9 protein-coding genes, 2 tRNA genes and 1 pseudogene are annotated in these 13,810 nt (G+C 60.7%); 8 read left to right on the forward strand and 4 right to left on the reverse strand.

What is annotated here, in order from left to right; all coding sequences use genetic code 11:
• Nucleotides 1-39 precede the first annotated feature (39 nt).
• The 6 genes and pseudogenes from hflK to YA0848_RS36645 all read left to right on the forward strand — a co-directional run bounded on the left by hflK (nucleotide 40) and on the right by YA0848_RS36645 (nucleotide 6,980).
• A complete protein-coding gene (gene hflK / locus YA0848_RS09495) occupies nucleotides 40-1,215 on the forward strand; it encodes an FtsH protease activity modulator HflK (protein ID WP_169902912.1) in 1,176 nt (391 codons plus the stop codon).
• The gene (gene hflC, locus YA0848_RS09500) at nucleotides 1,215-2,081 is read left to right on the forward strand and encodes a protease modulator HflC (protein ID WP_034095607.1); all 867 of its coding nucleotides are present in this window, start codon (nucleotides 1,215-1,217) and stop codon (nucleotides 2,079-2,081) included. Before hflK ends, hflC begins: the two co-directional genes overlap by 1 nt.
• A gap of 292 nt (nucleotides 2,082-2,373) precedes the next feature.
• The gene (locus tag YA0848_RS09505) at nucleotides 2,374-3,561 is read left to right on the forward strand and encodes an ATP phosphoribosyltransferase regulatory subunit (RefSeq protein ID WP_034095608.1); all 1,188 of its coding nucleotides are present in this window, start codon (nucleotides 2,374-2,376) and stop codon (nucleotides 3,559-3,561) included.
• 54 nt (nucleotides 3,562-3,615) lie between these two features.
• Entirely contained in the window at nucleotides 3,616-4,905 is a 1,290-nt protein-coding gene (locus YA0848_RS09510) for an adenylosuccinate synthase (protein WP_034095609.1), read from the forward strand.
• A gap of 1,115 nt (nucleotides 4,906-6,020) precedes the next feature.
• A pseudogene (locus tag YA0848_RS36640) lies at nucleotides 6,021-6,074 on the forward strand (hypothetical protein); the annotation flags it as partial.
• Between the two features lie 201 nt (nucleotides 6,075-6,275).
• Nucleotides 6,276-6,980, forward strand: a complete 705-nt coding sequence (locus YA0848_RS36645) for a methyl-accepting chemotaxis protein (protein WP_371918512.1) — start codon at nucleotides 6,276-6,278, stop codon at nucleotides 6,978-6,980.
• Nucleotides 6,981-7,030: 50 nt separating this feature from the next.
• On the opposite strand, the gene YA0848_RS09520 is transcribed toward YA0848_RS36645, so the two are convergent.
• From YA0848_RS09520 to YA0848_RS09535, 4 genes are all read right to left on the reverse strand, one after another.
• On the reverse strand, nucleotides 7,031-8,590 hold the full coding sequence (locus tag YA0848_RS09520) for an ABC transporter permease (RefSeq protein ID WP_034111523.1): 1,560 nt from the start codon (nucleotides 8,588-8,590) through the stop codon (nucleotides 7,031-7,033).
• A complete protein-coding gene (locus tag YA0848_RS09525) occupies nucleotides 8,590-9,615 on the reverse strand; it encodes an extracellular solute-binding protein (RefSeq protein WP_034111524.1) in 1,026 nt (341 codons plus the stop codon). Before YA0848_RS09525 ends, YA0848_RS09520 begins: the two co-directional genes overlap by 1 nt.
• 144 nt (nucleotides 9,616-9,759) lie before the next feature.
• Nucleotides 9,760-9,846, reverse strand: a tRNA-Leu gene (locus YA0848_RS09530).
• A 176-nt stretch (nucleotides 9,847-10,022) separates the two neighbouring features.
• Nucleotides 10,023-10,109: transfer RNA gene (locus tag YA0848_RS09535), tRNA-Leu, on the reverse strand.
• 224 nt (nucleotides 10,110-10,333) lie between these two features.
• Here YA0848_RS09535 and rnr point away from each other — a divergent pair.
• Entirely contained in the window at nucleotides 10,334-12,961 is a 2,628-nt protein-coding gene (rnr, locus tag YA0848_RS09540) for a ribonuclease R (RefSeq protein WP_034095613.1), read from the forward strand.
• Nucleotides 12,958-13,722 (forward strand): 23S rRNA (guanosine(2251)-2'-O)-methyltransferase RlmB, encoded by a 765-nt coding sequence (gene rlmB / locus YA0848_RS09545; RefSeq protein ID WP_034095614.1) that lies wholly within the window; start codon nucleotides 12,958-12,960, stop codon nucleotides 13,720-13,722. The genes rnr and rlmB overlap by 4 nt, the downstream gene beginning before the upstream one ends.
• The last annotated feature ends 88 nt before the right edge of the window (nucleotides 13,723-13,810 follow it).

The raw sequence follows: 13,810 nt of genomic DNA on the forward strand, positions 1-13,810 counted from the left end.
GCCGTGGGTGCGTCTTTGCTTTATCAGATGGAGAGCGCTATGGCTTGGAATGAGCCGGGTGGCAACTCGAATAATCAGGATCCTTGGGGTGGTAAGCGCCGCAATAATGGCGACCGCAAGGGGCCACCAGATCTCGACGAGGCCTTCCGAAAGCTGCAGGAAAGCCTGAATGGGTTGTTCGGTGGTGGAAAAAAACGTGGTGGTGACGACGGCGGTCGCGCGGGCAAGGGCGGTGGCTATGGCCTGCTCGGCTTGGGCCTTGTGGTGCTGGCGGCTGTCTGGCTGTACAGCGCGGTCTACGTGGTGGACGAGCAGGAGCAGGCCGTGGTGCTGCGCTTCGGCAAGTACTACGAGACTGTTGGTCCGGGCCTGAATATCTATTTCCCGCCGATCGACAAGAAGTACATGGAGAACGTCACGCGTGAGCGTGCCTACACCAAGCAGGGCCAGATGCTGACCGAAGACGAGAATATCGTCGAAGTTCCGCTGACCGTGCAGTACAAGATCAGCAACCTGCAGGACTTCGTGCTGAACGTTGATCAGCCGGAAATCAGCCTGCAACACGCAACCGAAAGTGCACTGCGCCATGTGGTGGGCTCCACCGCCATGGATCAGGTGCTCACCGAAGGTCGTGAGCTGATGGCCAGCGAGATCAAAGAGCGCCTGCAACGGTTCCTCGATACCTACCGCACCGGTATCACCGTCACCCAGGTGAACGTACAGAGCGCAGCGGCACCGCGTGAAGTACAGGAAGCCTTCGACGACGTGATCCGTGCCCGTGAGGACGAACAGCGTTCGCGCAACCAGGCTGAAACCTACGCCAACGGCGTCGTGCCGGAAGCCCGTGGTCAAGCTCAACGCATCATCGAAGATGCCAACGGTTATCGCGACGAAGTAGTGTCTCGCGCCAAGGGTGAGGCTGATCGCTTTACCAAGCTGGTGGCCGAGTACCGCAAGGCGCCCGAGGTTACCCGCGAGCGTCTGTACCTGGACACCATGCAGGAAGTTTTCAGCAATACCAGCAAGGTTCTCGTGACCGGCAGCAAGGGTGGGCAGAACAATCTGCTGTACCTGCCGCTGGACAAGATGATCGAAGGTGGTCGTAACAGCACCAGCGCGCCGTCTACCGGTTCCACTGCCGCTGCCAATGAAGCGAGCGCTCGTGCGGCTGCTGACTTGCTGCAACAGCAAACACGTACCAGGGAGAGTCGTTGATGAGCAATAAATCGCTGACCGCCCTGATTGTGGGCGTCGTCGTGGTCATCGCTGCCTGGAACTGCTTCTACATCGTGGCTCAGACCGAGCGTGCGGTGCTGCTGCAATTCGGTCGCGTGGTCCAGGCGGATGTCCAGCCGGGTCTGCATGTGAAAGTCCCCTACGTCAACCAGGTGCGCAAGTTCGATGCACGCCTGATGACTCTGGATGCACCGACACAGCGCTTCCTGACCCTGGAAAAGAAAGCCGTGATGGTTGACGCCTACGCCAAGTGGCGCGTCAAGGACGCCGAGCGCTTCTACACCGCAACTTCCGGTCTCAAGCAGATTGCCGACGAACGTTTGTCGCGTCGTCTGGAATCGGGCCTGCGTGACCAGTTTGGTAAGCGCACCTTGCACGAGGTGGTGTCCGGTGAACGTGATGCGCTGATGGCGGATATCACGGCCTCGCTGAACAAGATGGCGGAAAAAGAACTGGGCATCGAAGTGATCGATGTTCGGGTCAAGGCCATCGACCTGCCGAAGGAAGTAAACCGCAGCGTGTTCGAGCGTATGAGCACCGAGCGTGAGCGTGAAGCGCGTGAGCATCGCGCCAAGGGTAACGAGTTGGCCGAGGGTATCCGCGCGGATGCCGATCGTCAGCGTCGTGTACTGCTGGCCGAAGCCTATCGCGAGTCTGAAGAGGCCCGTGGTGATGGCGACGCTCAAGCTGCGGCGATCTACGCCAAGGCCTACGGTCAGGACCAGGAGTTCTACGCGTTCTATCGCAGCCTGCGTGCCTACCGTGAAAGCTTCGCGAACAAAACCGACGTCATGGTGCTGGACCCAAGCAGCGATTTCTTTCGCTACCTGGAAAAAGCCAAGTAAGCGCTTGTGACTGCGTAGGGCACACTCCGTCGGGCGGGTAAAACGCCTGGCGGGGTGATCCTTTCAGAAAACGGGTGTATGATGCGGCAGCCGGGAAATTCCCGGCTTTTTTGCGTCTGCATGTTTGATTCGGCAGGCGTGACAGGTTTTTCGAGGAAAGTGCCCGACGAGGCCGCTGGCAGGCCGTTCGTCACGTCGCTCTTGCGCGTGGTTTATGCAGGCGGCGGGCATTTTCTGCTTCACTCAAGGCTCGGCCGAGGGCTGGCCGCCCGGATCAAAGGGGAATGGCGTAATGGCAACGGTAGACCGCTGGCTGCTGCCAGATGGCATCGAAGAAGTACTGCCACCGGAAGCTGCGCGCATTGAAGTAGCGCGTCGCCAGGTGTTGGATCTGTTCCAGAGCTGGGGTTATGACTTTGTCGTAACCCCTCATATCGAGTACCTCGAATCCCTGCTGACCGGCGCAGGCCAGGATCTGGATCTGCGCACCTTCAAGGTTATCGATCCGCAGTCGGGTCGGCAGATGGGATTCCGTGCCGACATCACGCCGCAGGTGGCGCGCATCGACGCACACACCCTGCGTCGCGAAGGCCCGAACCGTCTGTGCTACGCCGGCAGCGTACTGCATGCGAAGCCCCGCGCCTTGTCGTCTTCCCGTAGCCCGATCCAGCTGGGCGCCGAGCTGTACGGCGACGCCAGCCCGAGCAGCGACGTGGAAGTCATCAGTTTGATGCTGGCCATGCTGCAACTGGCTGACGTCCCGGATGTGCACATGGACCTGGGCCACGTCGGTATCTACCGCGGCTTGGCCCGTGCGGCCGGTTTGTCTGGTGAAGTGGAGCAACAGTTGTTCGATGCCTTGCAGCGCAAGGCCATCGATGAAGTCATCGCGCTGACTGAAGGTGTGCCCGCCGATCTGGCCCGCATGCTACGCGCGCTGGTGAACTTGTGTGGCGGCCGTGAAGTGCTTATGGCTGCCCGTGAACAACTGGCGAGCGCGCCGGCGGCGGTCTTGGCGGCGTTGGATGATGTGTTGGCCATTGCCGAGCAGTTGTCGGCACGTTTCCCGCAGTTGCCGCTGTATTTCGATTTGGGCGAGCTGCGCGGTTATCACTACCACACGGGTGTGGTGTTCGCGGTGTTTGTTCCGGGCGTTGGCCAGGCCATCGCCCAAGGCGGTCGTTATGACGATATCGGCGCCGACTTCGGTCGCGCGCGTCCGGCCACCGGCTTCTCCACCGATTTAAAAACCCTGGTGACCCTGGGGCGTGCTGAGGTCGAGCTGCCGTCTGGTGGCATCTGGATGCCCGACAGTACGGACGCAGCACTCTGGCAGCAGGTCTGCCAGTTGCGCAGTGAGGGTCAGCGTGTCGTCCAGGCATTGCCTGGGCAGCCATTGGCCGCCGCCCGTGAAGCGGACTGCGACCGGCAATTGATTCTGCAGAACGGGCTTTGGCAAGTATCGCCACTGGCTTCTTGAGTTTTCCTGCCGGCCATCGCCGGCACCAAGTTTGCGCGAATGAGGACAAGTGTTATGGGTAAGAATGTCGTAGTCCTGGGCACCCAATGGGGTGATGAGGGCAAAGGCAAGATCGTTGATCTGCTGACCGAACATGCTGCCGCCGTAGTGCGCTACCAAGGTGGTCACAATGCTGGCCACACCCTGGTCATTGATGGCGAAAAAACCGTTTTGCACCTGATCCCGTCGGGCGTGCTGCGCGAAGGTGTGCAGTGCCTGATCGGTAACGGCGTGGTGGTTGCACCGGACGCCCTGCTGCGGGAAATCACCAAGCTGGAAGAGAAAGGCGTACCGGTGCGCGAGCGCCTGCGTATCAGCCCGTCCTGCCCGCTGATCCTGTCGTTCCACGTCGCGCTGGACCAGGCCCGTGAAAAGGCCCGCGGCGAGCTGAAGATCGGCACCACCGGTCGTGGCATCGGCCCGGCCTACGAAGACAAGGTTGCACGTCGTGGCTTGCGTGTGGGCGACCTGCTCAACATGCCGCGCTTTGAAGACAAGCTGCGTGAACTGGTGGATTACCACAACTTCATGCTGGTCGGTTACTACAAAGAGCCGGCCATCGAGTTCGACAAGACCCTGGCCGAGTGCAAGGAATACGCTGAGCTGCTCAAGCCGTTGATGCTGGACGTGACGGCTGAGTTGCACGACCTGCGTCGCGCCGGCAAGGACATCATGTTCGAAGGTGCCCAAGGCTCGTTGCTGGACATCGACCACGGCACCTACCCGTACGTGACCAGCTCCAACACAACGGCTGGCGGCGTTGCCACCGGTTCGGGCGTGGGCCCAATGTTCCTGGATTACATCCTGGGCATCACCAAGGCGTACACCACGCGCGTCGGTTCGGGTCCATTCCCGACTGAGCTGTTCGACGAAGTAGGCGCGCACCTGGCCAAACAAGGCCATGAGTTCGGTGCAACCACCGGCCGTGCTCGCCGTTGTGGCTGGTTCGACGCCGTTATCCTGCGTCGCGCTATCGATGTGAACAGCATCTCGGGCATCTGCCTGACCAAGCTGGACGTACTCGATGGTCTGGAAACCATCAACATCTGCACCGGCTACAAAGATGCAAACGGTAACGACGTTGCGCCGACTGACGCCGACAGCTACGTAGGCCTGCAGCCTGTGTACGAAGAAGTGCCGGGTTGGACCGAGTCCACCGTGGGCGCCAAGTCCCTGGAAGAGCTGCCCGCCAACGCCCGTGCCTACATCAAACGCGTTGAAGAACTGATCGGCGCACCGATTGACATTATTTCGACGGGCCCTGACCGCAACGAAACCATCGTTCTGCGTCACCCGTTCGCTTAATAAGCTGTTGATCTAAAACGCAAAGGGCTCCTTCGGGAGCCCTTTGTCGTTTCCAGGCAATAAACGGCACGACCCTTGCTGTATTTCCTTCTTTCGCGGTGCTATCAAATTAATGGCACCCGTGGTGGAGGGAATTTCCGATGTCTGCCGTTCTTTCATTGTTACAAAGCCGATTGCTGCGCCCGGTGTTCGTTACCCTGGGTATCGCCCTTTTGGTGCAAGTGCTGGTGGCCGTCGCGCTGACGCGGAGCACCGTCACGGCGTTGGAAGCCGATCTGGGCAGCCGCCTAGGCATCGACAGTCAAAAGCTGTCGAGCGAGCTGGCGCAAGCCGGGAAGGAAGTCACTTCCAGTCTCGACAGCCTGTCCTCCAGTACGCGTCAGCGCTTGACCAGCGGTTTGTCTTCGCGTTTGCAGGCAGAGCAGAAGCAACTGCGCGCAACCCTGGAAAAAGACCTGCAAGACTCCGCCAATGATATGGCGCAGCTGCTGGCTTCGGTGGCGCCGCGGGCCATGTGGGACAGCGATGTGCCGACTTTGTCCGAGTTTGCCCGGCGCGCTCAGCGCAATCCCAACGTGTTGTTCGTGGTCTACGACGACGCGGCCGGTGAGCATTTGACGCGTTACCTGAACCGCGAAAACCCAATCAACAAAGCGCTGTTGGAAAAAGGCCAGGGTGATCGTGCCTTGGACAAAGTGCTCAATGCGGCCAAGACCGACCCGTCGGTTTACTACGTTGAGGCGTCTATCAGTCCGAATGGCGTGGAGATCGGCAAGGTGCTGATGGGGGTGTCCACCGCTTCGGTGGAAGCCGACCTGCAGGCGTTGGATAAGCGTTTCGCCGCCCTGATCGCCAGCGGCGACCAACTGGTGGGCGATAGCCTCAAGGGCGCGGCGGCTGACAGCGCGGCCGCCATGGGCGCCAGGTTGCAGTCGGCGCAGGCCACTGCCACCCAGATGACGGCTAATACCACCAATGCCGTGCAGGAAGCGGCCGGTACGTTGCGCTGGCGCATCGGCATGGGCCTGGCGTTGGTGGGGCTGGGGGTTCTGCTGCTGATTGCAGTGGTGCTCGGGCGCCGCGTGGTCAATCGCCTGAAATTGCTGATTGCGGCCATGGATGATCTGGCGGCGGGCGAGGGTGACCTCACCAAGCGCGTGCAAATCAGCAGCAAAGACGAGATCGGCGACATGGCCTCGGCGGTTAATCGCTTTGTGGATAAGTTGCAACCGATCGTGCGTGAGGCGGGCGATGTGGCCCAGCGTACCGGGGTTGAGATCGGTGCGATGACCTTGCGTAATGCCGGTGCCGATGCGGCAGCCGGTTTGCAGCGTGATGAAGTGGCCGAAAGCCTGCGTGCCCTCTCGGAAATGGCCGACGAGGCTCAGGCCGAAAGCCAGGCCATGCAGGCAGCGTTGCAGCAGGTGGTGGATATCCGCCAGGCCACGGACCAAAACTCACGCACTTCGGCAGAAGTTGGCAGCTTGATAGAGGCGTTGGCAGGGCAGGTCGAGGCAGGCGCGCAGGTTATCGAGCGTCTGGCGCAACAGAGCGAGCAGATCGAGGTGGTGTTGACGGTGATTCATGGCATTGCCGAGCAGACCAACCTGCTGGCCCTTAACGCGGCCATCGAGGCTGCGCGTGCCGGCGAGACCGGGCGCGGCTTTGCGGTGGTGGCGGATGAGGTGCGCGCCTTGGCGAGCAAGACTCAAAGCTCCACTGGGGATATCCAGGCGCATATCGTGGCCTTGCAGCAAGGTGCCCGGGAGGCGGTGGAAACCATCGGCAAGGCCGGTCGCCAAGCCAATGAGGGTTTGCTGGTGCTGCGCGATAGCGTGCGCTTGCAGCAGACGGTGCAGGCGTCGGTGGAGCAGGTGCACGCCGCGATTGGCCTGGCCACTCGTGCCGCTGAACATCAGGCTAAAGGCGCCCAAGCCGTGCGTGGACGGGTCGAGGTGATCCATGCCCAAGCCGAGCGTGCCGCTCAGGCAGTGGTGGAAACCACCGCCAGCGGCAAGGTGTTGGATGGGTTGGCTGCACAGTTGAAGGCGAGTCTGGGGCAGTTCCGGGCTTAGCGTTGCCTGCCCTATAACCTGTGGGAGGGGGCTTGCCCCCGATGACGCTTTCAGCGACTCAAATACATCCGCGTCGTGAGCAAATAGACCGGCAGCCCCGACACCACGATCAACAGCGCCGCATAAGGCGCCGCCGCCGCGAATTCCACATTTGAGGTATGCGCCCACACGGCTGTCGCCAACGTGTTCAACCCGGTCGGGCTGAGCAGCAGCGTCGCGGTCAGCTCCTTCATGGCATCGAGAAATACCAGTGCGAACGCTGCGCCCAATGCCGGAAAGATGATCGGCAGGGTCACCCGGCAAAACGCGCTGAATGACGATGCCCCCAGCGTGCGCGCGGCCTCTTCCAATTGCGGTGCCGCCTTGTTCAGCGCGGTGCGGATCGGCGCCTGGGCCAGTGGCAGGAACAGCAGCGCATACGCGATCAGCAGCAACGCCGAAGTCTGGTACAGCACCGGCACATAGTGCAGGGCGAAGTACACCAGCGTCAGCGCAATCACCAGTCCAGGCAGGGCGTGCAGCAGGTAGGGCAAGCGTTCCGCCCAGATCGCCAGTTGGCCTTTATAGCGCACCACCAGCAGTCCGACCGGCACCGCGAGCACCAGGCACAGCGCCGCACCGCCCAGCGACAGGGCCAGGGATGACAACAGCGCCTCGCTGATTTCAGCCAGCGGAAACGCCGCCGACGAACCTACCGCCAACCAATAGCCGAGCATCCCCAGGGGAATGCCGCTGCCAATGATCGCCAGCGCCAGGCAATACACCTGGCCCAGCGGCGCCCACTTGCCAAGTTTGACCGGCTCGGCATGGCGCGCGGCGCCTTGGCCGATACGCACATGTCGACCTTTGCCACGCACGCGCAGCTCCAGCCACAGCAGGGTCAGGCACATCACCAGCAGCACCGCCGAGAGCATCGCGGCATTGGCGTTGCTGAATTCCAGTTCGAATTGCTGATAGATCGCGGTGGTAAACGTCTGTAGACCGATGATCGACAGCGCACCGAACTCCACCAGCATATGCAATGCGATCAGCAGCGCCCCGGCCAGCAAGGACGGCCATAACAACGGCAGCGTGACGCGCAGGAATATGCCCCAGCGATTCAGCCCCAGGGTGCGCGCCGATTCTTCCAGTGACGGGTCGAGGTTACGCAACGTTGCCGCCACCGGCAGAAACACCAATGGGTATTTGGACAGGCTCATCACCAGAATCGCCCCGCCCAGCCCTTCGAAGTCGGCGCTCAGCGACACCCAGGTGAAACTGCTGACAAACGCCGGTACGGCAAATGGCAGGCACAGGATCACGCCCCAGATGCGCCGCCCGCGCAGGTTGCTGCGTTCCAGCAGCCACGCCAGGGATAGGCCGATCACACCGCAGGTCACCGTTACACCGATCATCAGCGCCAAGGTGTTACGCAGCAATCCGAACACGTAAGGCCGCCACAGCAGATGCACCGCTTGCGCCCAGCCCGCCTCCCAGGCCTTCAGCCCCACATAGGCCAGCGGCAACAGGCTCAAGCCAACCAGCAATAGCACCGGCATTAGCAGCCAGATCGAAGGGCGCTTGCGTCGAGGGCTGAATCCCCCGCCCAGGGCGGGGATCGAGGGGTTCATCAGTTCAGGCCAACTTCACGTTCCAGCTCCAGGGCTTCTTCGGCGTTGCCCAGGTCGGCGGGGGTGACTTTCGGCGGTTGCAGTTCGTTGAACGGCTTAAGCCCGCGATTGGACTGCATACCTTTGCGCAATGGGTATTCCGCCGAGGTGTTGGTGATCACACGCTGGCCTTCTTCGCTGGCCATGAACGCCAGCAGTTGCTGCGCTTCCTTGGGATGCTTGCTCGACTTCAGCGCCGCAGCGGAGGACACGGTGATCAGGCCGCCGGCGTCGCCATCGGTGAAGTAATGCAGTTGGGAGTCGAGGTTGGTTTTTTCTTTCTTCAAGGCAAACCAGTAGTAGTTGTTTACCAGGACCGTGGCCACTTCGCCGTTTTCCACCGCCTTCAGTGCCACCATGTTGTTGCTGTACACCTTGCCGAACGCGCGTAGGCCGGTGAGCCATTCTTCGGCGGCTTCGCGGCCGTGCAGCTTGATGATTGCCACGGCTTGTTCCTGGAACGCGCCGCTGGTGGGGACGAAGCCGACTTTGCCTTGCCACTCGGGGCCGGCGAAATCCAGCACCGACTTGGGCAGGTCTTTCTCGGCGATCAACTTGGGGTTGAACGCCACGACGCGGGTGCGTGCGGTTACGCCCATCCAGTCGCCATTGCTGCCCACGTAGTCCTTGGGCAAGACGTCCAGAGTGCTGGCGTCGATCTTGGCCAGCAGGCCTTGCTCGCCGAGCTTGTTCAGCGGTGGGGATTCTTCGGTGTAGATCACGTCCGCGGGAGAGCGCTCGCCCTCTTCCACGACCTGGCTGGCCAACTGGTTGCTGCTGCCTTTGCGCACATTGACGTGGATGCCGGTCTTGGCTTCGAAGGCTTTGGCGAGTTCGTCGCCGACTTCTTTGTGTTGGCCGTTGTACAGGGTCAGGGAGACCTTGTCGGCGGAATAGGCGGTGGGGGAGAGCAGAGTCAGGCCGAGTAGAGTGATGGTCAGGCCACGCAGAAGGGATGTCTTGGGACGGGTATCGCGGATCATCATCCGGGGTTTTCCTCACTTGAGTGCAACAAATCATTGCAAGGATAAACGATAAAACTTCTCAAGTGCGGGTGAGGGGACAATTGCGGGAAAAGTTTTCAAACCCCGGAAACGAAAAAACCCGCTTTCGCGGGTTTGATCTGAATATGGTGCCCAGGAGAAGACTCGAACTTCCACGACCGTAAGGTCACCAGCACCTGAAGCTGGCGTGTCTACCAATTTCACCACCTGGGCATTCTCAGCAGCGTTACCGCCGTTGATGGGGCGAACTATACGGTGGGCTTTTTGATCTGTAAACCCCTGATTCAAAAATATAAATCAAGTTTTTCGTTAAAAATCAAAGGCCTGTAACGCAAAAACCCGCTTTCGCGGGTTCTTGTGGAACTCAAGGTTAACCTCAAGTTTTGAAATGGTGCCCAGAAGAAGACTCGAACTTCCACGGCCTTGCGGCCACCAGCACCTGAAGCTGGCGTGTCTACCAATTTCACCATCTGGGCAGTATCTTCAACGTTGCCGTCGTCGATGGCGCGCACTATACGGAGCGCTTTTTGAGCTGTAAACCCCCGCCATGAAAAAAGCCTGGAAAATTTCGCCAGTGGTCGTGCAAGGTGCCCGACGAGGGCTTTAAAGGGCGTTTAAACGCTTGTTGATGCCTGAAATTTCCCGTTTCAATACGCGTATGCCAAACTAACCCGCATATAGACAAGGTGAAAACTCTCTAATGGCCGATTGGCAGTCCCTCGATCCCGAGGCCGCTCGTGAAGCGGAAAAATATGAAAACCCTATTCCTAGCCGCGAACTGATCCTGGCGCATCTCGCCGATCGGGGTTCGCCTGCTAGCCGCGAGCAGTTGGTTGAAGAATTCGGTCTGACCACCGAAGACCAGCTCGAAGCCCTGCGCCGCCGCCTGCGCGCCATGGAGCGCGACGCTCAACTGATCTACACCCGCCGTGGCACCTACGCACCTGTGGACAAGCTCGACCTGATCCTCGGTCGCATCGCTGGCCACCGTGACGGCTTCGGCTTCCTGATCCCGGACGACGGCAGCGATGACCTGTTCATGAGCCCTGCGCAAATGCGTCTGGTGTTCGACGGCGACCGTGCCTTGGCACGCGTTTCCGGCCTGGACCGTCGCGGTCGTCGCGAAGGTGTGATTGTCGAAGTGGTATCCCGTGGTCACGAAACCATTGTCGGCCGGTACTTCGAAGAGGGCGGTATTGGTTTTGTCGTTCCGGACAACCCCAAGGTGCAGCAGGAAGTGCTGATCACCCCAGGCCGCAACGCCAACGCCAAGGTCGGTCAGTTCGTTGAGGTGAAAATCACCCACTGGCCAACCCCGCGCTTCCAGCCTCAGGGCGATGTGATCGAAGTGGTCGGCAACTACATGGCGCCAGGCATGGAAATCGATGTCGCGCTGCGTACCTACGATATTCCTCACGTCTGGCCCGAGGCCGTAGTGAAGGAAGCACGCAAGCTCAAGCCGGAAGTCGAAGAGAAGGACAAAGAGAAGCGCATCGACCTGCGCCATCTGCCGTTCGTGACTATTGACGGCGAAGATGCCCGCGACTTCGACGACGCGGTCTACTGCGAAGCCAAGCCGGGCAAGCTGCGCCTGTTCTCCGGCGGCTGGAAGTTGTACGTGGCGATCGCCGACGTTTCCAGCTACGTGAAGATCGGCTCGGCCCTGGATAACGAGGCTCAGGTGCGCGGTAACTCGGTTTACTTCCCTGAGCGCGTGATTCCGATGCTGCCTGAGGAGTTGTCCAACGGCCTGTGCTCGCTGAATCCGAAAGTCGACCGTTTGGCCATGGTGTGCGAGATGACTATCTCGAAAACTGGCGAAATGACCGACTATCAGTTCTACGAAGCCGTGATCCATTCCCAGGCCCGCCTGACCTACAACAAGGTCAGCACTATCCTGGAAACGCCGAAATCCGGCGAAGCCAAGGCACTGCGTACCGAGTATGCGGGTGTAGTGCCGCACCTCAAGCAGCTGTATGCGCTGTACAAGGTGCTGCTGGGCGCACGTCATGTGCGTGGCGCCATCGACTTTGAAACCCAGGAAACCCGGATTATTTTCGGTTCCGAGCGCAAGATTGCGGCGATCACACCCACGACCCGCAATGATGCACATAAGCTGATCGAAGAGTGCATGCTGGCGGCCAACGTGGCCACGGCTGAGTTCCTCAAGAAGCATGAGATCCCTGCGCTGTACCGTGTGCATGACGGCCCACCGCCGGAGCGTCTGGAGAAACTACGCGCTTTCCTCGGCGAGCTTGGCCTGTCCCTGCATAAAGGCAAGGAAGGCCCGACGCCGAAGGATTATCAGGCACTGCTGGCGAGCATTAAGGATCGTCCGGATTACCATGTGATCCAGACCGTGATGCTGCGCTCCCTGAGCCAGGCGGTGTACAGCGCCGACAACCAAGGCCACTTCGGCCTGAATTACGAGGCGTACACCCACTTCACTTCGCCGATCCGTCGTTATCCGGACCTGCTCACGCACCGCGCGATCCGCAGTGTGATCCATTCCAAGATGAACACCCCGCACGTCAAGCGCGCCGGTGCCATGACCATTCCGAAGGCGCGGATCTATCCGTACGACGAAGCGGCCCTGGAACAGTTGGGCGAGCAGTGCTCCATGAGCGAGCGCCGCGCCGACGAAGCCACGCGCGATGTGGTGAACTGGCTCAAGTGTGAGTTCATGAAAGACCGCGTGGGCGAGTCCTTCCCGGGCGTGATCACTGCCGTAACCGGTTTTGGTCTGTTCGTCGAGCTGACCGATATCTACGTCGAGGGTCTGGTGCACGTCACCGCCTTGCCGGGCGACTACTACCACTTCGATCCTGTGCATCACCGTCTGGCGGGCGAGCGCACCGGTCGCAGCTTCCGTTTGGGCGATACGGTGGAAGTGCAGGTCATGCGCGTCGATCTCGACGAGCGCAAGATCGACTTCGGTATGCCTGATAAACCGGTCGAACCGACTGGCCGTAAAAAACGTGGCGGCGATACCGCTGCGCCAACCAGCAAGGGCAAAGGTACGGCTGCCAAGACGGCTGAACCTGAGCCGGCTAAAGCTGCTCGCCGTTCGTCCGCCAAAGACAAAGCTCCCGATGCCTATCGCCCAAGCGACGCGGCGGCGAAAAACGCCGAGCTGCGCAAGAGTCGCGAGTTGAAGCAGCAGTTGCTCAACGAAGCCAAAAGTGGTGGTAAAGCGGCGTCTGGGGGAAAGTCCCACGGCGCGGAAAAACCGTCGAGCAAACCGAGTAAACATCGTAAAGGCCCGCCGAAAGCGGGTTCGGCTCCCGCGAAAAGCGGCGGGTCGCGCAAACCTAAGGCCAAGTCATGAGTCTGGAAAAAATCTACGGCGTACACGCCGTAGAAGCCCTGCTGCGTCACCATCCCAAGCGAGTCAAGCAGGTATGGCTGGCGGAAGGTCGCAGCGAACCGCGCGTGCAGGCGCTGGTCGAGTTGGCCAATGAAAACCGTGTCGCCATCGGCCAGGCCGAGCGCCGTGAGATGGACGCCTGGGTCGAAGGCGTTCACCAGGGTGTGGTGGCTGATGTCAGCCCAAGCCAGGTGTGGGGCGAGGCCATGCTCGATGAGCTGCTCGACCGTACCGAGGGCTCGCCGCTGTTGCTGGTGCTGGACGGCGTGACCGATCCGCACAACCTCGGCGCCTGTCTGCGTTCAGCGGATGCTGCCGGCGCGCTGGCGGTGATTGTGCCTAAAGACAAGTCCGCCACCTTGACGCCGGTAGTACGTAAAGTCGCCTGCGGCGCGGCGGAAGTGATTCCGCTGGTGGCCGTGACCAACCTGGCGCGCACCCTGGAGAAACTCCAGCAACGCGGTTTGTGGGTCGTGGGCACGGCGGGCGAGGCCGAGGTCAGCATTTATGACCAGGACCTCACCGGCCCGACCATTCTGATCATGGGCGCCGAAGGCAAAGGCATGCGCCGCCTGACCCGCGAGCACTGCGATTACCTGGTGCATTTGCCGATGGCCGGTAGCGTCAGCAGTCTCAACGTTTCGGTCGCGACCGGCGTGTGCTTGTTTGAAGCCCAGCGTCAGCGTGGGGCCAAAAAGGCGGGCGCTTCGCGCAAGTCGTAAGCTTCAAGCTGCAAGTTAACAGCGCAGTGGTTGACCACTTGTAGCTTGCAGCTTCCCCCCTGCTCCTCTACTATTGCGCCCCTTGCCT

Origin of the sequence: Pseudomonas sp. S4_EA_1b, assembly GCF_016307435.1 — a bacterium.
Classification (GTDB): Bacteria; Pseudomonadota; Gammaproteobacteria; order Pseudomonadales; family Pseudomonadaceae; genus Aquipseudomonas; species Aquipseudomonas rhodesiae.

What these genes read in the sequence shown, in the direction of transcription:
- YA0848_RS09520 (WP_034111523.1), bottom strand. Translation starts at nt 8,590, where the DNA reads ATGAACCCCTCGATCCCCGCCCTGGGCGGGGGATTCAGCCCTCGACGC.
- hflK (WP_169902912.1), top strand. Translation starts at nt 40, where the DNA reads ATGGCTTGGAATGAGCCGGGTGGCAACTCGAATAATCAGGATCCTTGG.
- rnr (WP_034095613.1), top strand. Translation starts at nt 10,334, where the DNA reads ATGGCCGATTGGCAGTCCCTCGATCCCGAGGCCGCTCGTGAAGCGGAA.
- hflC (WP_034095607.1), top strand. Translation starts at nt 1,215, where the DNA reads ATGAGCAATAAATCGCTGACCGCCCTGATTGTGGGCGTCGTCGTGGTC.
- YA0848_RS09525 (WP_034111524.1), bottom strand. Translation starts at nt 9,615, where the DNA reads ATGATGATCCGCGATACCCGTCCCAAGACATCCCTTCTGCGTGGCCTG.
- YA0848_RS09505 (WP_034095608.1), top strand. Translation starts at nt 2,374, where the DNA reads ATGGCAACGGTAGACCGCTGGCTGCTGCCAGATGGCATCGAAGAAGTA.
- rlmB (WP_034095614.1), top strand. Translation starts at nt 12,958, where the DNA reads ATGAGTCTGGAAAAAATCTACGGCGTACACGCCGTAGAAGCCCTGCTG.
- YA0848_RS09510 (WP_034095609.1), top strand. Translation starts at nt 3,616, where the DNA reads ATGGGTAAGAATGTCGTAGTCCTGGGCACCCAATGGGGTGATGAGGGC.
- YA0848_RS36645 (WP_371918512.1), top strand. Translation starts at nt 6,276, where the DNA reads ATGGCCGACGAGGCTCAGGCCGAAAGCCAGGCCATGCAGGCAGCGTTG.